Source organism: Gudongella sp. DL1XJH-153 (assembly GCF_049310905.1).
Taxonomy (GTDB): domain Bacteria; phylum Bacillota; class Clostridia; order Tissierellales; family Tissierellaceae; genus Gudongella.
Map to the genome: position 1 here is coordinate 38068 of NZ_JBMEMN010000018.1, position 22482 is coordinate 60549.

The following is a 22482-nucleotide window of genomic DNA, read 5'->3' on the forward strand; positions in this document are numbered from 1 at the left end:
ATGGACGATAGAATAATAAGAAATGCAAATAAAATTGTGATAAAGGTGGGGTCAAGCACCCTTACAAGTAAGGACGGAACCATCGACAAGGATTTTCTTGAGAATTTTATTCTTCAGGTCAAAACCTTGATGGAACAGGGCAAAAAGATAATAATAGTATCATCTGGTGCCCGGATTGCGGGAGTTGCGACACTTGGCAAATGGTCAAGGCAACAGGATATCCATTACAAGCAGGCACTCTGTTCAATCGGACAGGTGGAGCTGATGGATTCATACAGAAGGATTTTCAACAAGCATGGAATACACGTTGGGCAGATTCTCCTCACCAAGGAGGATTTTGATCACAGCGAAAGAACCTTGAATATCAGAAATACACTGTTTACCCTTATCGATGAGGGAGTTGTACCAATAGTTAATGAAAACGACACCATAAGCGTGGATGAAATAAAAATTGGTGACAACGACATGCTGGCTGCCTACACAACAGTAGTTTGGGGAGGAGAACTTCTGACTATATTAAGTGATATTGAAGGAATATACAACTGTAATCCTTCTGAGAACGAAGATGCATGCCTGATAGATGTTGTGGAGGATGTTGACAAGCTTGAGGATGAAATCTCAATTGGGGAGACAAGCTCCTTTGGAACAGGTGGAATCAAGACAAAGCTTAAAGCTGCAAAGATGGTTAACGCCTACGGGATACCTATGATAGTGGCACACGGAAAAACCAAGGATATAATAACACAGATATCAGCAGGAGAGAAAAAAGGGACACTGTTTCTTCCCAGGAATGCATAGACTTCCTGGGAAGTCCTGTAATTTAGACTAAAGGGGAAGTTAGCATGATGTCCTTTCAGACAATTAGAAAACAAACACAGGATATATTGACTTTTGGGTTGCTTGCAAGGCTGTTGAACTTCCTTAAGGGAGTTCTACTGGCCTTTTTTATAGGAGCTACATTCAGAACTGACACATACCTTGTGGCCTTTTCTGCATCAGTATTTCTAATTGGTATAGTGGCAGATTCATTGATAGTTTCACTTATTCCGATCTATCATCAGATAGACCGGAGGGATGGGAAAAAGGGCAGATTTGAGTTTACACACAACCTTATTTCCTACTGGACAATCCTTGGACTAGTCCTAATGATTCTGAATTTCATTCTGGCACCTGCAATAGTAAGGTTATTCGGTCCTGGATTTGGACCTGAAGGTTATAACCAGTCGGTGAGACTTTTCATGTACGGTGCACCCATTGTAATGGCTCATGTGTATAGAGCCATTTTTGGTGGATATCTCCAAAGCCAGCACCTGTTCAGGGCAGGAGCCAAGGGCGGAGTTGCAAATGCACTTATATATATTGTATATCTAACACTTTTGAGCAGGTTCTTTGGACTCGAAGGCCTTATGATAACAGGAATTATTGCAGTTGGTGCTCAGGCATACATGCTTGCAAAGCCGGTTTTTAAAAAACAGGGTTACAGGTATAAGCCAATTCTTATGACCAAGGATAGGAACATTATAAGACTTAACAGATTTTTGTTCCCAATAGTAATCGGTCTTGGTATAAACCAGCTTAATCAGGCTGTTGACAACGCCGTCGGATCATTTCTTGCTGAAGGTACAATTGCAGAGTTAACCTATGCAAAAGATATAATCGACCTGTTTGTAGGAGTTGTTGTTATGGCTCTTGTTACAGCGATTTTTCCTGTGATTTCAGAGAAGGATCACAGAATAGACAAGGAGGAAGTGGATCAGTCCTTAAGGTACTCACTTAGGCTTATTACAATGGTGGTTGTACCAGCCACCGTAATGCTTCTTGTTATGGCAGAGCCAATTGTTAGGATGTTTTATCAAAGAGGTGAATTTACCACCCAGGCTACGGAAGCAACAGCACTTTTACTTGTTTACTATTCCATAGGAATAATTGGAATGAGCCTGATGCTACTTGTAACAAGACTTTATTATGCCAATGAAAATACAACTATGCCAATATTTATTGCAGCATTTGCACTTGTTTTAAATCTTATACTCAATATAGTGTTGGTATTGCTTATGGGACCGGGAGGAATTGCTCTTGGGAGCAGTCTTTCTGTGATAATTGTAGCCATCTATGGAGTGTATGACCTCGATAAGCGGATGGATTTCCTCCAGTGGAAGGATCTTACACTTAGATCCCTGAAGGTAATACTTGCCGGTGTGATGATGGCATCGGTTCTAGTGATAACAATGTCCAGTGTAACCTATTACCTTGGAGAGACACTCCTTGCAAGCATTGTAATGGTGGTTCTTGGAGCTGTTCTTGGGTTAGGAACATTCTTTGGGGTAGTTTTTGTAACCAGAGCGTAGATTTCAGTTTGGATGGAGGAAAAAGTGATGAAAAATTCTCATATAGCAAAAAGATACTGGGATGCGGATGAGAGTCAGCTGGCTGCAAGTGCTGATTTGGCTGCATCCATGGATGACCTTATAAACTTTACCATCGGTGATCCTGATATTATAACAGATGAAAGAATAATTCAGGGGGCATTTGAGGATGCCAAGGCTGGATACACAAGATATACGGAATCAGTTGGTTTAAAGGAACTAAGAGAGGAAATTGCAAAGTATTACAAGGACGAATACAATCATAAGGTTGGGCTTGATGAGATTATGGTAACCACAAGTGCTTGTCAGGGAATGTGGCTTGTTCTGGAGGCTATTCTTGATGAAGGGGATGAGGTGATTATACCTTCGCCCTATTTTCCGCCATATTCTGATCAGGTTAAACTTGCGGGTGGAGTGTCAGTGTATCTTCCTCTAGAAGAAGATGAGGATTATCAACTTAATGTGGAGAAGTTGGAACAGTTGATTACCAAGAAAACGAAGGCTGTAATAATAAATACACCAAACAATCCAATTGGAAGCTGTTTAAGCAGGGAAACCCTGGAGAAGATTGGAGAGATGGCAGGGAAGCACGATATTCTCGTAATTGCCGATGATATCTACACACTTTACAGCTACGAAATGCCTTTTATTCCAACAGCAACACTTCAAGGACTGGCAGAAAGAACCATCACACTCGGAAGCTTTTCAAAGGATTATGCCATGACTGGATGGAGAATTGGATATATCATTGCCAAGCCAGAGTTTATTGGAGTAATAAAGTCAATAAATGAAAATAATGTGTATTCTGCTCCTTCAATTTCTCAAAGGGCAGCTATCCATGCCTTGAGACTAAGGAAGGAAATTCAGCCTGGGCTTCTTCAGGAATTTAAAAAGAGAAGTTATTATGCATATGAAAGACTAAACAAGCTTAAGGGAGTCCATGTGATGGAACCAAAGGGAACATTTTACCTTTTTCCCAATATCAAGGAAACGGGACTTACTTCAGCCCAGATAACAGAAAAACTTATAAAGGAAGCACACGTCGCAGTTGTTCCAGGAAGCGCATTCGGACCTGGAGGAGAGGGGTACTTGAGGATTGCAGTCACCCTTGGAGTCGAGAAGATGGCCGAGGCTTTTGATAGAATTGAAGAAATGGATATTTTCAGATAAGGAGGAATTCATTTGAAAAAGGTTGTTCTTGTTGGTGTACCTGGAATGAATGATGAAGAGGTCGAGAATCTTGAACAATATATTAGGGAAGAAGGTGTGGAGGAGTTTTCATTCCTTGGAAAGCCGGTTCTTTCAAGAGATGAGGCTTTGGAAAAGTTAAAGGATGCTGATATTCTGGTAACCTGGGATCAAAGAATGGATGACGAGCTTTACAAGGAGCTTAACCTTACAGCATTTTGTGCTGCAAGCACCGGCTTTGACGCTGCTGATATTGAAGCTGCAACCAGGAATGGAGTAATAGTAACAAATGCAAAGGATTACTGCGTGGATGAGGTGTCTGCCCATGCGGTTATGCTGCTTCTTGCCTGTGGAAGAAGATTGTATCATGTAACTGAAAATGTGAAGGAAAACGTCTGGAGCGTAAAGGGAATCGGAAATGTAAAGAGATTTGCTGATTCAACTGTGGGTATTTTTGCATTTGGTTCAATTGCAAGGGGAGTTGCCGAAAAGCTTAAAGGCTTTGGAGTCAGGATGATTTCCTATGACCCATACGTCGATGAAGAGATTATGAAAGAGTACGGGGTCCAGAAGGTCGATTTCGATACTCTTCTTGTGGAATCTGATTATATTACAATGCACTCGCCGCTTACAGAGGATACAAAAGGAATTTTTTCCAGAGATGCTTTTGAAAAGACAAAGGACAGCCTGGTAATTGTAAATACTTCAAGGGGTGGGGTGATTGACCAGGCTGCGATGTATGAAATGCTGAAGAATGGCAAGATCATGGCGGCAGGTCTGGATGTTCTCCTTAATGAGCCCCCTACAGAGGCTGAGAAGGGCTTGATGGGGCTTTCCAATGTAATAGTAACACCTCACAGCGCATACTTCTCAGACGAGGCTCAGGAGCAGCAGCTGAGGATTACGGCAAGGGATGTCGGAAGGATTGCAAGAGGGGAAAGACCGGTTAATTTGAGAAACAGTGTCTAATCCACAAATCTCAATTCATACCCTGTCAATGAATTCATTAAAAATCATTGATTTTATGAATTCTATTGCTGGGCACATGCAAATCACAATTAAAAGACAAGATCCTTCACATTCGTTCAGGTACCCTATCAATGAAATATCTCAAAATCAAAGATTTTGGATAGTTCTATTGCCGGGCACTTATGACAGAATGATTGTCACTCTGAGCCTGCGAAGAGTCTATGCTTCTTAAATTATTTGAGACAAGAATAATCGAATTGAATAAATGAATTCAGTAAAGAGTAAGATCCTTCACATTCGTTCAGGATAACAGAATGATTTTCACTCTGAGCCTGCGAAGAGTCTATGCATCTTTGATGCGATAAAAAAAGTACAGAGGTGGTACCTTGTATTATGTATATATCCTTGCAAATTGGAACAATAAGGTGTTGTACACTGGAGTAACCGGTAATTTACAACGTAGAATATTTGAGCACAAGAATAAGTTAGTAGACGGATTTACCAAGAAATATAATGTAGATAAGCTTGTTTATTATGATTCAACTGATGATATAAGAGAAGCAATTAAGAGAGAAAAGGAAATTAAAGGATGGAAAAGATTCAAAAAAGATGAGTTGATTAGAGAGTTTAATCCTGATTGGAGAGATTTAACAGAAGACATTTACGGATAAGATCCTTCACATTCGTTCAGGATGAGAGAATGATTGTCACTCTGAGCCTGCGAAGAGTCTTAAAGCTATAAAGTATAGCAAAGATAAGATCCTCCACATTCGTTCAGGAAGACAATACTTACCGAAGTGGAGGGATCTCTCTTTAACTTTAGCTGTTACTCTACAACAATAAAGACAAAAATAGTAATTTATTATATAATAGTCTCAGAAGGATATTCTGAGATTATTAAGATTGGAGGGATATTATGGATATTATTAATGACCTCAAATCCATGCGGGAGGTTTACTGGACCAACCCCGGATACAGAAAATTTAATGAAATAGAGAACCAACTGCCAATTACATCAGATGAAGTAATGGAGGCGGAAAAGAGACTTCATCGTTTCGCACCATATCTTGCGAAGGTATTTCCTGAATCAAAGGATGGAATTATAGAATCACCTGTTTCACACATACCGGAAATGATGAGCTGGATTGAAAGGGACATCGGTCAGGCAATTCCAGGGGAATTGTACTTAAAAAGAGATGACCTTCTCTCGATTGCAGGTTCAATAAAGGCAAGGGGTGGAATCTATGAGGTACTAAAGCATGCTGAAACACTTGCTGTTGAAAATGGTATGTTGTACTATGACCATGATTACAGAAAACTGGCTGAAAAGGATTTTATAGACTTTTTCAGCAAGTACAGGATCCAGGTTGGAAGCACTGGAAATCTAGGTTTAAGCATCGGAATAATGAGTGCAAAGCTGGGATTTAAGGTAACGGTTCACATGTCCTCGGATGCAAAGAAGTGGAAAAAGGATATGCTTAGATCCAAAGGGGTGACTGTGATAGAATACCCTGACGACTATTCAAAGGCAGTTGAGGAAGGTAGGAAAGACTCTGACAACGACCCAATGAGCCATTTTGTAGATGATGAAAACTCAAGGGATCTGTTTCTCGGCTATGCTGTTGGGGGAATGAGAATGAAATCCCAGCTTGAAGAAATGGGTGTAATTGTGGATGAAAAGCATCCTCTTGTGGTTTACCTGCCATGTGGAGTAGGAGGAGGACCTGGTGGAGTTGCCTATGGACTTAAGCTAAGCTACGGCGACCTTGTGGAGTGTTACTTTGCAGAGCCGACCCATTCACCATGCATGCTTCTTGGACTTGCAACAGGAAAGCACGACCAGATATCTGTGGAGGATATCGGTCTTGACAATAAAACAGAGGCAGATGGCCTGGCCGTTGGAAGACCATCATCATTTGTGGGCAAGGTTATGGACATGCTACTGACAGGCTCGTTTACAATCGAGGATAACAAACTGTTCAGATACTTGAAGGCTCTCTATGAGACTGAAGACATTTTTATTGAACCATCAGCAGCAGCAGGTTTTAACGGACTGTTTTTAACAAGGGATAGATATATTGACAAGGAACCAGTTCAACTGGTGTGGTCAACAGGAGGAAGCCTGGTCCCAATGGAGGAAAGAAGCAAGTTTTTAGGCGATTAATCTAACTGGAAAGGTGGATTTGAATGAAGATAAACATGGAAAGAGTCAAGAGGGATATCAATAACCTGGCATCGTTTAGCAGTACCCCAGGAAGAGGAGTCACCAGGCTTGCGTTTTCAAAGGAGGATATTCAGGCCAAGGGGTATCTAATGGCACAGATGGAGGCGGCGGGCCTCCATGTTTACCAGGATGGTTACGGCAGTCTCTTTGGAAGAAGAGAGGGAACAGACCCTGATTTGCCCACTGTTATGATAGGTTCCCACTATGATACGGGAATCGGCGGAGGCCCCTTTGACGGAGTGGCAGGCGTAATTGCAGGAATAGAGATTGCAAGGGTTTTAAAGGAAAATAATATCTCTCACAGATATCCAATCGAAATTGCAGCATTCAATGATGAAGAGGGAGCCAGATTCGGTAATGCCATGTCAAATACTAGAGCAATGGCTGGATTGCTTAAGGAAGATGAGCTGGATAGTACAAAGGACATCAATGGAAAGCCTCTAAGAGAAGCCATGCAGGAATGTGGAATAAAAGTTGACTTGGAATCTGCAAAAAGGGAAAAGGGTTCCATAAAATCATTCTTTGAACTTCACATTGAGCAGGGACCAGTGCTTGAGGAATCAGGCAAGGATGTAGGAATTGTGGACTCAGTAGTGGGTCTTGACAGGTATGAAGTAAGGTTCAAGGGACTTTCGGGTCATGCTGGGACAACTCCCATGCTTGGAAGAAAGGATGCTCTTGTATCAGCATCAAAATTTATTGTAGCAGTTAATGAAATTGCAAGAGAAGCAGGCAAAGATGCAGTTGCAACAGTAGGTGAGATGAGCATTTATCCAAACGCATCCAATGTTATACCCCAGTTGGTCAAGCTTTCTGTGGATATTAGGGCTACGGAATCAGAAGTTATCAACAGGATGAGCGAAATGATCAACGAGGAACTGGAGAAAATCAAATATTCAGATCCGGTTGAAATTGACGTTCGAAGAGGAGTAGATATTCCGCCTGTTAAAATGAGTGATGAAAATGCCGAGCTTCTTAAGGAAAAGGCATCCGAGCTTGGTTTGGAGTACCATATTATGAATTCGGGAGCGGCTCATGATGCAATGGTCATGGCAGCTTTAGCTCCATCAAATATTGTCTTTGTTCCAAGTGTAGGCGGAGTAAGTCACAGACCTGAAGAATGGACAGAGTATGAGGACCTTGGCAATGGAATGGAGCTTATGCTACACTCGATTATCCAGATTTCCAAATAACCTTTAAAATGGCCTGCTGCCTGGTGGTGGGAGGTTTTTTGTTTCTTGACAACGAACACATGTTCTGGTATATTTTTCTTAGTTCATTAAAACCAGGGTATCGAAATACAAGGCTCATGCCAAAGGGCTGTTCGGGAGGTATACTATATGAAGGAATTGATTGAACAGGATATTCTTGTTATGATTCCTTCCTACGAAGGAGAATCGGGTAATTGTACCAAAGTTCATCTAAAAGAAGAGGTGATGGTTATAAATTGTACACTGAGAACTTTTTTAAGAAAGCTTTGCTCACACCATCACTTTGACCTTAAGGCATCCAACAATCACTACGGAAGGCTAATATCAGCAAGGAGCAATCTTCCAATACCAATCAATCCTGATAGGATTTACATCCAATTGAAGGTAAGGGAGCCAATTGGGAAGGATGATGGAGCGATGGGATATTTCAAACTAAATGGAATCAGAAAAATATTCTCCAGAGAAGGAGTCACATATGTACGAATGGATAATAATGTCGAGCATCCTTGTCTCTGCAAATTGGATACGGCAAAAAAACAATTGAGACAGGGAAAACTTGTAAGGGAACTGATGAGCAAGAAAAGGACCGAGCTGGTTGGAGAGGCCATTGAATACTACGCAAGTCAGGACGGCCCAGCAATGAAATCTGACATTGCTAGACTCTATATGAAGATAGATGCAATTCTTATGAAAATCGAAAACGGATACGAGTAGCTGTGTAAAGAGCAGCTACTCTATTTTTTTATTCTTTTTCCATTCCTGGTATTCTTATGTCACCCGGGAATACAAAAAGGCGTCTTGGAAGGAGAAAAACTTGGAAAGGACAATACAGGAAATATATCTTGATGCATTATCAGGAAGAGAAGAATTTTTGGAGGAGCTCTTAATGAGACTTCAACCCTTGATAATATCCTCAATCAGAAAATACTATAACAGAAAGGATGAGATGGATGATCTTCTACAGGAGGGAAGGCTGATGATTTTACAGTCAATGGAAGAATACAGGGAAGACTACAGCGTACCTTTTCTTGGATACATAAAATCAAGACTGAAATATCTTTATCTTGGCAAGAACAGAATAAGGAAGGAACTCTCTTTGAATGTGCCTGTTGGTGAAGAAGGTGAAGAGTATATTGAACTTCTAAAGGATGACTTTCTAACAGAGGAGGATTATGTAAAAAGAGAGGAACAATCAACAGTGCTGAATATGGTGTGGAATCTTCCAGGCAGGGAAAGGCAGGTTGTGGAAGGCTACTATATGGAAAACCTGTCGATTGGAGATATTGCAAAACGCAATGGAATTACTTACAGAACGGTTATAAATACAAAGCGGAGGGCTTTGGAGCGAATTAGAAGAGAAATGGAGGCAAGTGATGTATAAAATAAAACACATAGGTTGCAACTACGCTGACAGGATGGGCAAAAGTGTGGAATATATTGTAGTTCACGATACTGGAAATCCGCGAAGAGGAGCAGATGCTGACGCACATTTCAATTACTTCAACAAGCCAGGAAGAAATGCATCGGCCCATTATTTTGTAGACAGCGTGGAGATTCTTCAAATTGTCCCGGATTCCCTTGCAGCCTGGCACTGTGGAGATGGCAGGGGAAGACATGGAATCACAAACAGCAATTCCATTGGAGTTGAGCTATGCATAAACGTGGATGGAGATTGGGAGGAGACAAAGAAAAAGGGGACCCTGCTGATCAGACTTCTTATGGAAAGGCATGGGATACCGAAGGAGAGAGTAACGAGACACTTTGATGTAAGCAGGAAGATTTGTCCAAGGAAGATGAGCGAAGCCGGATGGAGGGAGTGGACGTTTTTTTACGATAAAATCTGAGATAAGAACATGTCTTGGGGTATTAAACAAAAGAGAAGCAGGAACGGGAGGGAACTTATGGATATCAAGGAAACAATTAAAGACATAGCAGATAATCATCACGGATTTATCAAGCAGGAAGTACCGGTAATCAAGAGTCTTGCATATAAGATTCTGAAGGTGCATTACGAAGATTGCAAGGATGAGCTGATTGCTGTTCACAGACAATACGGGAGGGTACAGAATGAACTTGAACTGGCTCTTGTCAAGAAGCAGATGGTTCTTCTACCAATGGCCTGGGATTATGAAAAGAATCAATCAGAGGAGCTTTTAGGTCAAATTAAACTCCTTATTGAAGAGGTTGAAAAAGACAATGAAATACTCCTTTCAGAGTTTAGGAAGCTTAAGAAAGCCACAAACAACTACACAATGCCTGAAAGTGGCTGTCCGACTTATGACAGCACATATAAAAAAATGGAGAAGCTCCATTCAGAAGTTGAAAAATATATTGGTATTGAAAGAGAAATGTATAAGAATATTTTAAGCTAAGTTGGTCCCGGGATTTTTCCCGGGGCTTTTCCTAATATGGAGAGAATATGTTATAATTTAAGCATCAAACTGGAGAGAAGGGTTGTAATGGGCGTATTTCTGATGCTTTTGTCATCTTTGTTTTTTACCTTGAGTACTTTTTTTGGAAAGCTGGTATCCAACTACACTGAAATGGATGCTGTGGTTACCTCCTTTGTCAGATATTTTCTTGGAGCAACAGGCTTGGGAGCATTTATGTTCTTTAAGGGAATTTCATTTAAACCTGTAATGAAAAAACCGGTATTTATTCGTTCTGCACTAAATGCATCTGCCTTGATTCTTTTGACTGCATCACTTAACTACACAACAATCACAAATGCAAATATGATTCATCTTACATATCCGGTTTTTGTATTTCTACTGGCTAGATTTGTAACGGGAGAGAAGCTGAAACCATCTGCATTTATTTATCTATTTTTGATTTTGGTGGGTTCTTATATCGTATCGGATCCTCATCTAAAAAGCATCAACATTGGAGATCTGATTGCTTTTACTTCTGCTTTTTTTGCGGGAACATCAATTCTATACCTAACTGAGGCAAGAAAAACAGAATCCAGCATAATCATATTGTTTTACCTAATGTTTATTGGAACATTTTTGAATTTCCCGTTTGTTGTCGAAGATATTGGACTATTGTCCCTTGATTCAGCGGGGATAGTACTTCTTGCCGCGGGAACTGGATTTCTTGGGCAGGTCTTTACAACTGAAGGCTTTAAATACGTTGGTTCTGCAACCGGGTCAATGCTGTCATCCAGCAGAATGGTAATGGCTGCAATGATGGGTTACTTCTTCCTGTCGGAGCCACTTAATCTAAGAATTATATCTGGTATTGTACTTATATCCATTGCTCTTTTAGGAGTAAGCGGATATTTCAATGTCTTGGCAGGTAAATTTCACAAAAACAGAGATATTAACAAAAGTCAGGAGGCGGAAAAATGAAGATACTAATAGCATCCGATTCTTTTAAGGGGTCAGCAGGTACATTGACGGTTGCAGAAAACATCGAAAAAGGTTTTGTTAAAATATATCCTGATACTGAGTTTATTAAGCTACCCATGGCTGATGGCGGTGAGGGAACCGTCGAGACTCTTGTTGAGGGTACTGGTGGCAGCTATGTCTACGAGAAAGTTACAGGGCCTTTGGGGGATTTCGTGGAAGCCAGATATGGAATAATTCAGAAGGAGATTGCTGTTCTGGAAATGGCCGAAGCTTCTGGACTTGTTTTGGTCAAGGAAGGTGAAAGAAATCCTTTAACAGCAACTACATTTGGAACCGGTGAACTGATTCTATCAGCCTTGACAAAAGGATATAAGAAGATCTACATAGGAATTGGAGGCTCAGCAACAAATGACGGTGGAGTTGGAATGGCAAAAGCCCTTGGATATAGATTTCTTGATGAGCAAGGAAATGAGATTCCTGATGGAGGGGGAGCTCTTGGTATGCTGGAGCGGATAGATGCATCAGGTCAAAGTCCACTTCTTCGGGATGCTGAAATCATTGTTATGTGTGATGTTGACAATCCCCTTTATGGTAGGGATGGCGCTTCGCATGTATATGGTCCCCAAAAGGGAGCTGACATGGAGATGGTCGAGCTTCTGGATAAAAACCTTATGCATTATTCAGAAGTGATCAAGAGAAATATGAAAATGGATATTTCAAACATACCAGGTTCCGGAGCAGCAGGAGGACTTGGTGCGGGACTTATGGCCTTCTGTGGTGCAGAGCTTAAGCCTGGGATCGAGATGGTTTTGGATATGCTTCATTTTGACGACCGCTTGGAGGATGTTGATCTTGTTGTAACAGGCGAGGGGAGAATTGATGGTCAGTCCCTCAAGGGAAAGGTTCCCGTGGGAGTTTCAAAACGTGCAAAGAAACAGAAGAAGCCTGTTGTTGCAATTGCAGGAGGAGTCGGTGAAGGAGTTGAGGATCTTTACTCCCTTGGAATAGATTTGATACTTCCAATTGTAGATAGACCTCTTGGATTAAAGGAGGCAATGCAAAATTCCGAGATGCTTCTGAAGGATACAGGTGAAAGACTGGCAAGGATCATAAAATTGGGTGAACATCTGAGAACATATTGAAAGTTTTCTTTGTAAAAATCCAAAACATTGTTTATAATTTAAATAGATAGATAATTTATTAACAAAATCTATTTATATAAGGAGTGGATTTATGTTTTTGGATAAGCTGGACAAATATAATGTTGTGGATATTATGAGTACCAATATCGTGAAAGTACACTATAAGTCCTCTAGACGAGAGGCTATAAAAAAGATGTTGGATCAAGGTGTAGAAGATACAGTTGTGTATGGCGATGAAGAAAAAATAATGGCTGTGCTTACCTTCAAGGATATTATAAAAAGCATAGAGTTGGAAAATGACCTGGAAAAATCGGTAAATATAATTGGAACACAAGATGTAGTGGATATAGGTGCAGATGAAAAGGCAATCGAAGCAAGAAACATCATGAGAAAAAAAAGAATTGGACGATTACCGGTAAAAAAAGAAAATGAAATTGTAGGGATAGTTAGAATAAACGATATATTGAATAAAGTATATTCTAAAATTGATAAAATGTATGAAACCTTGGAAAGTGTCCTGAATAACATCCATGAAGGTGTATGTGTCATTGACAAGGACGGGATGGTTCTATTATGGTCAAAACAGGCTACAAAGCTATATGGGGTAAAATCTGAAGAGATAGTGGGTAATAAGTTGGAGGACTTTTTTCCCACTGCTTTGCTGCTGACAGCACTGGAGGAAAAACAACCAATAGAAAATGTCTATCACAGTCCTAGAAAGGGTAGTTATGTCATTATAAGTGCCGTGCCAATATTTGTTGATGATGAGCTTGTGGGTGCCGTATCTACGGATAGAGATATTACGGAGACTGCCAATCTTTCTGTTGAACTGCAATCAACAAAGGAAAAGCTTAGCTTTCTTCAGCTGGAAGTCAACAAGATAAATGAGGGCCAGCATTCGTTTCATAAGGTCATTGGTAAAAGTGAAATCATAAAAAAGAGAATTGATAAAGCCAAAAAAGTAGCTCTAACAAATAGCAGTGTCCTAATAGGAGGAGAAAGTGGAACTGGGAAAGAGGTTTTTGCAAGAGCCATTCATCAGGCGAGTGGCAGGAAGGGACCTTTTGTAGCCATAAATTGTAGTGCAATACCAGAGAGCCTTTTTGAAAGTGAAATGTTTGGTTATGAAGGGGGAGCATTTACAGGTGCCTTAAGCAAGGGAAAGATAGGAAAACTTGAATTAGCGGATAAGGGGACCTTGTTTTTGGATGAGATTGGCGATATGCCACTGTATATGCAGGCGAAATTGTTAAGGGTTATTCAAGACAGACAAGTGGTCAGGGTCGGTGGAGAAGATCCCATAGATATAGATATAAGAATAATATCTGCAACTCACAGGGATTTAAAGAAAATGGTTGCAGAGGGAACCTGCAGAGAGGATCTGTTCTATAGGTTGAATGTTGTAAACATTCAATTGCCAAGCTTGAAACACAGGAAGGAAGACATACCAATATTTATAAGAGCCTTTATGAATGAATTTTGCAAAGAAAACAATCTATCCCTTCCCAAGATTGATGCAGAGGTATTTCACATACTTATGGATTATGATTGGCCAGGAAATATCAGGGAACTAAAAAATACCGTGGAGCATCTGGTTGTGTTTTCCAAGAATGGAGAAATATCCAAAAGTAGCATACCAGAAGAAATGCTGGATAGAGTACATGATGTAGATAGTTCGATTACCGTACAAACCTACGATTTGAAAGAAAATATCAAGAACATGGAGATTGAAACAATCAGAAAAGCCATGGAAGCCGTAGATGGAAACAAAAATCAAGCAGCTAAACTCTTAAATATTCCAAGAAGCACATTGTATCATAAAATAAAATTCTGTAATTTGGTAGAGTATTTGTAGTAAGTATCCAAATTTTGTCCATAAAAAAACGAAATCATTATAGGGTGTCAGCACATTGACAGGTGTCAGTGTGCTGACACCTTTTTTTTATTATCCATTATGGCCAATCTGGATGGCTATATTTGGATAAACTTGATAAGGACATTTAGTTTAAGCCATGCTTTAGATCTATTGTTTAACAGATATATATTTCATAAAGTGTCAATAGACTGACATATATAGTTAAAATAATATCTTAACAAGCAAAGACAATTCATCAAATGGAAAAAAAACAAAAAAGAAGCAATAAGACAATGCGGGGGAATATTCGTATAAGTTATTTGATTATTTCTATAACTGTATTATACAAGGAGGATGATATGAAATGAAGGAAGTGTATTTCCGGGTTACTGTCACTTTGTATTATAATAATATCGAATTGATAAAATTGTTATTACTGAGTTATCTCAATGCAGCTCATTTTATTAAACAAATTAATATGTGCTATAATTAGAATTCAAGTCCGGCGTGACAGTGGATGTGAAAGCATAGTATAAAAAATGAACAAGGCACTCTACGCGATTGTGAATGTAGGGTGCCTTGCCTGTTTTTTTTGACTTACAGGTAGATCGGAATTTGTCTAAAATAGCTTGAACGAGTTCATAAGTTTACAAGTTTGCATTTTTCTTGATTTCCATTTAACATTTTTTCCTTAAATACAGTCAACTTAACGAAATGTTTATCCTTCAAAGGTTTTCATTATCTTAATAAACATATCAACAACTCTTGAATCAAAATGAGTGCCACTTAGCTCACTGATGTGATCAAGTGCCTTTTCTTTTGACCAGGCTTCACGATAAGGACGGTCACTGGTCAAAGCATCGTATACATCAACAACAGCAAAGATACGTGCTGCCAGAGGAATTTGTTCCCCTTTAAGTCCGCGAGGATAGCCGCTGCCGTCCCATTTTTCGTGGTGACAGTACGGTATATCCAATGCCGGTTGTAAGTAATTGATCGGTGAAAGCATCTCAAAGGCATAAACCGGGTGTTTGCGCATAATCTCCCATTCTTCATCCGTCAATTTACCGGGTTTGAGCAGAATGCTGTCTGGAATACCCATTTTGCCGATATCATGCAGAAGAGACCCACGATGCACATGGGCTAGATGTTCTTCTTCTATTCCCATTTTCTTCGCGATACGCATGGTTAACTCGGTAACCCGCTTGCTGTGATCCTGAGTTTCCTCATCTTTTAGGTCAAGAGCGTGAGCCCAGCCTTCTATAGTCGCATCGTATGCTCGGAGCAAGTTTGTGTTGGAACGCTCCAATTTTGAAAATAATTCAGCATTATCAATAGCAATGGCTGCTTGGCCAGCGAGAGTCTCCAAAAATGCCAACCATTCTCCATTGGAAGCAATCCGTTCTCGATGGAAGACCTCCAGCACACCCAGGACAGTTCCCTTGGCGATAAGGGGCACGGCATAGTATGCAACGAAACCCTCCTCTGTTAGTAAGGAGATATGATTAAAATCATGTTCATGTTCGCGCAGGTCGTGGATATGAACAGATTTACGATTTATAGCCATAGCACCAACGTACCCTTCGCCTAATGGGATGTTGATCCCCTCAATTCCTCTACTTCGAAAACCGCGCCAGTGCTCATAATTCAGGGCGCCGGTGTGTGGATTGAGGCGCAAAATGGCTGCAGCGTCAGTTCCGAGCATCTTTGTGACTTCATCCAGAACGACTTGAAAGGTGACTCGCAAATCCAGACTGCCGGTTATGGCTAAGTCAATGTTGCGCAAGGCTTGTACCTGATTCAGGCGGTTTTTTGCTTCTCCAAACAACCGAGCGTTAGTAATAGCCGAAGCCGCCTGATCAGCAATTCCTGAGAGTAAGGTGATGGAGTCTTCAAATAGATTTACCTTATTCTCATCTCCAACAATAAGTAATCCCAAAGTCGAGCCGTTTCGTTTGATGAGTGAGTGGGCTACGCAATAAATGCCGTGGCTCAACAGTGTCTGCACATATGGCAGTTTGGATACAGCAGGTGCATTTTGTACCATACTGTATCCCTGCTTGTTAAGTAGTAATTCAACATCATCCCAACTGAGGGGCCCAAACGCCCGAGTCACTTCCTCAGGCAGACCTTCCGAAGCTGCTAGATTAAAAACACGTTCATTGCTATCATATCTTAGATATGCAGACATACTCATTCCAAGGGCTTTACAGGCTTCGTAACAAACTATCTTCTTCACCCTAGCTGGCTCCAATTCAGCATTGAGGTGAGACGCTATCTCTAGCAGGGCTTCGGTTCGCTGAGCATGGTGGTGTGCTTCAATTTCGGCTTGTTTCCGTTCGGTAATGTCCATGATAGTTCCAATAATCTTTACAGCTTTCCCTTGATCATCCGTCCTTATCGCTCCGATGTCACTTACCCAGCGTTCAACACCATCGTTTTGACGAATAATCCTGCACTCCTGACGGTAATTGACATGTTCTTCCATCGATTTTTGGTGAGCGGATAAAGCAGCTTCCCGATCGTCCGGATGGATAAGAGATGGCCACACTTCAAGCGGATGCAAATCATTTTGTTCCAATCCCAGTATTTCATCTAAAACAGTTGAACTTTGACAGGTATCTCCAATTAAATCTACAACATAGTTGCCCAATCCTGCAACTCTTTGAGTCTCTTCTAGTAACTTGACACTTTCAGCAATGGTTTTCTCAAATTGTTTATGTTTAGTAATATCACGGCCAACGGCCTGAAATTCAATGATAACATTGTCTGTGTTAAAGATGGCATTATCTGTCCACTCTTGCCAGATTTCTGACCCATCATCACTAATAATCTTCTGTATATAGGTTTTAGTGGGCAAATTAATACTCAGTGAATCCAGATGCTCTTTAATACTCTTGTAATCTGATTCAGAGATTAATTCAATAAACTTCTTACCGACTAATTCTTTTTCTGAAAATCCAAATTGTTTACAATAGGCTTTATTAACGAAAGTTAGGGTAGTATCCGGTAGAAATCGGCAAATCATCTCCTCCTGAGTCTCCATAACAGATAGCAAATATTGATCCTTTTGCTGAATCTCATGAAATAACTTGCCTAATTTTCCCTCATAGTTCGTTACATCACGTGCTACAAAGTAGATCAGTTTCCGTTCAGCATCAGGAGAGGAATTCCAGGAAATCCATTTATACGAACCGTCTTTGCATAAATACCGGTTATTAAAGGCATAGACTTTTTCACCCTTTATTAATTGATCGGCCATCCTGATGGTTGGTTCTCTATCATCGGGATGCACAAAATCAAGGTATGGCTTGTTCAAAAGCTCTTCTCTGTTCCACCCCAAACTTTGTTCCCAGGCATTGTTGATCTCCACAAGATAGCCTTCCATATTGGCGATGCCCACCAAATCAATGGAAAGGCTAAAAAAGTTATTTTGCTTTTCTTCCAGAATTTTCCTGTCGGTAATGTCGCGGCTACTTATAACCGCACCTACAACCTCTCCCTCATGATCCAATAAAACCTTCCCGGCTGACTCCAGCCAGATATAATGACCTTGTGCATGTTGAAAACGGTATTCCTGAAAGTCTCTGCCTTTTGTATCAATACCTTTCTGAAACAAAGCCAATATTCTTGACCGATCATCTGGATGAATGTAGTCAAAAGCACTTTTTCCTATTAGTGAATTTTGACTATATCCCAGTACTGTGCTGCATGAAGAGCTGATATACTGGAAAAATCCTTTTTCATCCGTTTGACTGATTATATCTTTAATCTCATCCATAATCAGTTTTAAATCAAAGTCTTTATTACTACCCATCTAATAATACCTCCCCTTACATTAAACCATATTTTTCGACCTATATAGTTCAAAGGAATCCTCCTTCTGCTTAACACCTTTTTAATCTATTGCTATTGCTATTGCTATTGCTATTGCTATTGCTATCTGCTAGCGTTAAGTAAATTGCTTAAGAAAAAGTAAATGATATCCAATCTGTTCTCTCCACCTCTGAAAATCCGAAAAACATCCAATCTGTTCTCTCGTGAGAGCCTAACATCTAACCTACTCTGTCAGCAAGTACCGACATCTAATCTGCTCTGTCACACTCAAGTTTGCATGCTTGGACTTATTCCCATTAACCGATAAATTCACAACTTTTAACCTCCGGTTTATGAACAACAATAATCGCAAATCCCCTTATTCCAAGCCTTTTGCACACACTCACCCCTTTACCCTTGACATCATTACTACGCACTCCACGTGTTTTGAGATGAGGGGATAGCTATCATATTTATTGTTCCAAGCCCTTTTTTTATCAAGGGTCGTATTAGGGAACATATCCAAGATTGACTGCCGTTTGAGGGAATATATCTACTAATTTTACATGAATTTTAGAAAACCCAAAGTGTAGGAAACGCATATAGATATCGCCTCCTATAATCATTTATACAATCAGATCGACTCTTAATATGGATTGTTTTAACCTTTTGTTTGTTCCACTACTTTAACAAATGCATCCACAACCATAGGATCAAATCTTTTGCCAGCATCTTCTCTTATTTCTTCAATAGCTTCTTCTATCGAGATTTTTGAATTGCTATACGGGTTTGTTCGAAAATCACAGGATTCAGCAACAGCAATAATACGTCCTAGAAGTGATATTTCATCCTTCTTTAAACCTTTTGGGTAACCTAACCCATCCCATTGCTCGTGATGATCCAATGCACCGACTGCAATATCCATTGTTTCGTTATAAAGATTAAGAATCCTATAACCGACAATAGTATGCTTACGCATCGTCTCATATTCTTCATCTTTTAAATTCCCCAAATTATTTAAAATATGATCATCTAATATTATTTTACCGATGTCATGGTAGTAGCCCGCATCACGGACCCTTCGTTTTTCTTCATTCGTCAAATCAAGTGCAGCAGCTATCTTTTCACATATATCACTCACATTTTGTGAATGGATTTTTTCTCTTTCGGATCTTTCATGTAGCTCTTCTAGTATTGAACTTAATTGATCCATATGGTTTTTATTTGTCATTGTACTTTTGCTTTCGTACATTTTTTCTTCAGCATTTTTTAACACAGCGTTTATAGAGTCTCCAATGTTAATTTTGGTCGACTTCCCTAATGCTATGCTGGCGCTAACAGCTTTCACTTTTACTTTTCCAACTTCCTTAATAATCCGGTTCAATACAGAATCTGCATCTAATTCACTGGTAGCAGGTAAAAGGATTATAAACTCATCTCCTCCCACACGAGCAATAATATCATCTTCTCTGCAACTTCTTTTTATCGCTTCAGCAGTTTGCTTTATTAGAGCATCCCCTGTATCGTGTCCATACACATCGTTAGCCAGTTTAAGAGAATTTAGATCTCCATAAATAATACTAAAGGGAAGATTTCTTTCAACATCTAACCGTTTTATCTCTTCTTGCATGAATCCTGTGTTATATAAACCGGTCAAAGGATCATGATACCTCATATGTTCAATTTCCTTCTCTATTTCTATACGCTCAGTAATGTTAATAGTAAAGCATGAAATTTCATATATACTACCATCTTCTTTGTAAATAGGGGCATAGAAGTTTTGCCAGGTAGGCCTAGCAAAGGTTTCATCGCCGTACTCTTCGATGGTGATAAAACTTTCTCCCGCTAATGCTCTATCAAACTCGCGTTTAGCCTTCTCAATGTCATTGTGTCTCCCGATAACTTCAAATATGCTCATGTTATGCTTAATATCTTTCCCCCAGATATCACGCATTGTCTTTTTGTGTCCTGAGTTAAAAGCTACGTATCTGTATTTTTCATCTAACACAAAAATCTTTATTTCAGAGGTGCTTTCTAGAATAGATGTTAGAAGATTATTAGATTCTTCTAATTGATCCTTCATTTGCTCTATTTCTAGGGTTCTATTTGTTTCTTCAGTTATGTTCTCGATATAAGCTCCTATTCCATAGATGTCATCATTAAGTCTTACCGGAAACTTTGTAGTCCTAAAAGTTTTATTTTCCCACACAACCTTATCAACAACGATAGACTTTGATTTGACAACCTTCAAATCAGTCTCTCTTATTCTTTCTGCAAATTCTTTGCTAGAAAGTTCAAAATCATCTTTGCCAATCACTCTAGATTCATCAGTCTGATAGAAATTCTCGAATGCTTTGTTGGCGAAAATATATTTATAGTTATTATCTTTTAGGTATATTAATTGTTCAGACGCATTCAAGAAAGAATGACGCAATTGTATGAAATTATAAAGAAGTTTTGTTTGCTTCTTTGATTTTCTGTAACTAATGAATATAACAAAAGCTGATATAGATAGTAATATGACCATGGAGTAAAGTATTCTAAGTTGCCTTTGATCCTGTGCCTCCAGCATTTTTCTTTCCGAAATATCATAGACTAAAGAAAGAAGCATATCTTTTTCATCTACCTTATGTGGTGAAGAATAAACTTCAACATTTCGAAGTTCACCATTTGCTAATCGGTGCACAAACTCAAATTGATTATTATGGTTATATACTGCATCCTGCATCTTCTTTGCAGTCTCATCCGCAGATAATCTGTTTATATCGGTTATTTTCATTGATTCTAATTGCTCCACAGTATACCTATTGAAGTCTGCTGCTGCCCTATTTGCATACTCTATTGAACCTGTTTGCGCATCAATAAGCATCATAATTGACCCATTCTCATCAAACATAGATTTAAAGTCATTTTCATTTGTGTTAGCATATACACTATTAAATCCGCTAAAAAAAATCATTGTTAAAATTAAAGTAAATAGTAGCCTCTTCAATTCATTTACCTCTCCGCAATTAAAAAGTTTAAAGAATCATCTTCAGTCAAAGGTTTGCTATATAAATATCCTTGTAATATATCGCAGTCATGTCTCATTAGATACTCTTTTTGCACATCATCTTCAACACCTTCTGCAACAACTGTCAGCTTCATTTTATGTGCCATTAATATAATATCAGATGTCAATAACTCTTTTTCGGCATTAGATGAAATTCTATCAATGAAGGATTTATCGATCTTTACTTCATCAATATTCAGATCTCTAAGTCTAGAAAATGAAGAGTACCCAGTACCAAAATCATCTATTGAAACTGAGATTCCAATTTCTCTGATTTCTTTCAATTTCTCATTGATTTCTGTAAAACTTGTAAGCATTTCAGATTCAGTTATTTCAAATACTAATTGCTCAGGATCTACCTGAGTGACACTAATTATTTCCCTAACAGAATCATAAAATTCATCTCTTAATAATTGAATGACTGAAATATTAACTGCTATCTTTATATTGTCAAAACCCTTTACTTCTAAGTTCTTAGCAAAAACACATGCTTTTTTCAAGATTATGTTTCCTAGCTCAAACATTAGTGCTTTCTTTTCAGCGATTGAAATAAATTCCACTGGCGAAACATTTCCTAACTCATCATCATGCATCCTTGCCAAGGCTTCGAAACCAAGACATTTATTAGATTTTAAAGCGAGTTTAGGTTGGTAGACTAAATATATAGAATCATTTTCTCCTTCTATCGTGTTTCTAATTGCCTCCTCTATACGTGTAGTACGATTAATGCTCTCCTGAATTTCTTCATTATAAATTACTACAATTTCTTTATTACCCTCGAGTGAAGATAAGGCAAGAGAAGCTTCTTGCAGTACTTCATCTGTAGACAAAGTCTGGTCTTCTATTTCGACAATCGCAATCTTGAGCTTTAAAGGAATACTATCGTTATGTTTTAGTTCGTCATATGACATGATAATTTCATAAGCCGATTCCTGAAGTTCTTTGATGCCTGGGTAATTATTAACTACTAAAACAAATCGGGCTGTAGAGTAACGGAAAAGCATTCCGTAGTTATCGCATAGAGCTTTTAAACTAACCACATTGTTCTTGACAACTTCATTTGCATAGTTGTTTCCATAAGTCAAAGTAATTGCTTCTAAATCACTAATTCCAATTAGCATAATTGCTTTATTCGTCTTTGTGTTCTCTTTAATATTACCTAAATTCCACGTGTGTTTTTTATTAGCTTCAAAAATCACTATTTCACGAAGAATTTAGACTGCTTCTCACACATTGTAACATTATTTACAACCACCTTTCAATCATTTTTGATAAATCATTGATTTCATCTTTGCTGCAATGATACTTA

17 protein-coding genes are annotated in these 22482 nt (G+C 39.2%); 14 read left to right on the forward strand and 3 right to left on the reverse strand.

Going from position 1 to position 22482, the window contains the following annotated elements; all coding sequences use genetic code 11:
• The 14 genes from proB (at position 1) to prdR (ending at position 14305) form a co-directional block, all read left to right on the forward strand.
• Positions 1-798 carry a glutamate 5-kinase gene (gene proB / locus ACOEN1_RS08280; protein WP_422486383.1) on the forward strand — a complete coding sequence of 266 codons (798 nt, stop codon included), beginning with the start codon at positions 1-3 and terminating at the stop codon, positions 796-798.
• Positions 799-842: 44 nt separating this feature from the next.
• Positions 843-2348 carry a murein biosynthesis integral membrane protein MurJ gene (murJ, locus tag ACOEN1_RS08285; protein WP_422486385.1) on the forward strand — a complete coding sequence of 502 codons (1506 nt, stop codon included), beginning with the start codon at positions 843-845 and terminating at the stop codon, positions 2346-2348.
• 27 nt (positions 2349-2375) lie between these two features.
• Positions 2376-3536 (forward strand): pyridoxal phosphate-dependent aminotransferase, encoded by a 1161-nt coding sequence (locus ACOEN1_RS08290; RefSeq protein ID WP_422486387.1) that lies wholly within the window; start codon positions 2376-2378, stop codon positions 3534-3536.
• 12 nt (positions 3537-3548) lie between these two features.
• A complete protein-coding gene (locus ACOEN1_RS08295) occupies positions 3549-4523 on the forward strand; it encodes a C-terminal binding protein (protein WP_422486389.1) in 975 nt (324 codons plus the stop codon).
• 386 nt (positions 4524-4909) lie between these two features.
• Positions 4910-5194, forward strand: coding sequence for a GIY-YIG nuclease family protein (locus ACOEN1_RS08300; protein ID WP_422486391.1), 285 nt, complete (start codon positions 4910-4912; stop codon positions 5192-5194).
• A gap of 245 nt (positions 5195-5439) precedes the next feature.
• Entirely contained in the window at positions 5440-6687 is a 1248-nt protein-coding gene (locus tag ACOEN1_RS08305; protein ID WP_422486393.1) for a D-serine ammonia-lyase, read from the forward strand.
• A gap of 23 nt (positions 6688-6710) precedes the next feature.
• On the forward strand, positions 6711-7940 hold the full coding sequence (locus ACOEN1_RS08310) for a M20 family metallo-hydrolase (protein WP_422486394.1): 1230 nt from the start codon (positions 6711-6713) through the stop codon (positions 7938-7940).
• Positions 7941-8087: 147 nt separating this feature from the next.
• Complete coding sequence (locus tag ACOEN1_RS08315; protein ID WP_422486396.1) at positions 8088-8672, forward strand: hypothetical protein; 585 nt, start codon at positions 8088-8090, stop codon at positions 8670-8672.
• Positions 8673-8772: 100 nt separating this feature from the next.
• Positions 8773-9339 carry a sigma-70 family RNA polymerase sigma factor gene (locus ACOEN1_RS08320; RefSeq protein ID WP_422486398.1) on the forward strand — a complete coding sequence of 189 codons (567 nt, stop codon included), beginning with the start codon at positions 8773-8775 and terminating at the stop codon, positions 9337-9339.
• Positions 9332-9802, forward strand: coding sequence for an N-acetylmuramoyl-L-alanine amidase family protein (locus ACOEN1_RS08325; RefSeq protein WP_422486400.1), 471 nt, complete (start codon positions 9332-9334; stop codon positions 9800-9802). Before ACOEN1_RS08320 ends, ACOEN1_RS08325 begins: the two co-directional genes overlap by 8 nt.
• A gap of 57 nt (positions 9803-9859) precedes the next feature.
• Positions 9860-10330, forward strand: coding sequence for a hypothetical protein (locus ACOEN1_RS08330; protein WP_422486402.1), 471 nt, complete (start codon positions 9860-9862; stop codon positions 10328-10330).
• A 36-nt stretch (positions 10331-10366) separates the two neighbouring features.
• The gene (locus ACOEN1_RS08335; RefSeq protein ID WP_422486404.1) at positions 10367-11308 is read left to right on the forward strand and encodes a DMT family transporter; all 942 of its coding nucleotides are present in this window, start codon (positions 10367-10369) and stop codon (positions 11306-11308) included.
• Entirely contained in the window at positions 11305-12450 is a 1146-nt protein-coding gene (locus tag ACOEN1_RS08340) for a glycerate kinase (protein ID WP_422486406.1), read from the forward strand. Before ACOEN1_RS08335 ends, ACOEN1_RS08340 begins: the two co-directional genes overlap by 4 nt.
• 91 nt (positions 12451-12541) lie before the next feature.
• Positions 12542-14305, forward strand: a complete 1764-nt coding sequence (prdR, locus tag ACOEN1_RS08345) for a sigma-54 dependent transcriptional regulator PrdR (RefSeq protein ID WP_422486408.1) — start codon at positions 12542-12544, stop codon at positions 14303-14305.
• A gap of 718 nt (positions 14306-15023) precedes the next feature.
• Here prdR and ACOEN1_RS08350 read toward each other — a convergent pair.
• The 3 genes from ACOEN1_RS08350 to ACOEN1_RS08360 form a co-directional block, all read right to left on the reverse strand.
• Positions 15024-18122, reverse strand: a complete 3099-nt coding sequence (locus tag ACOEN1_RS08350; protein WP_422486410.1) for a PAS domain S-box protein — start codon at positions 18120-18122, stop codon at positions 15024-15026.
• A 660-nt stretch (positions 18123-18782) separates the two neighbouring features.
• Positions 18783-21113 (reverse strand): diguanylate cyclase, encoded by a 2331-nt coding sequence (locus ACOEN1_RS08355; protein ID WP_422486412.1) that lies wholly within the window; start codon positions 21111-21113, stop codon positions 18783-18785.
• Positions 21114-21118: 5 nt separating this feature from the next.
• Positions 21119-22372: a putative bifunctional diguanylate cyclase/phosphodiesterase gene (locus tag ACOEN1_RS08360; protein ID WP_422486414.1), complete on the reverse strand. Its 1254-nt coding sequence runs from the start codon at positions 22370-22372 to the stop codon at positions 21119-21121.
• Positions 22373-22482 lie beyond the last annotated feature (110 nt).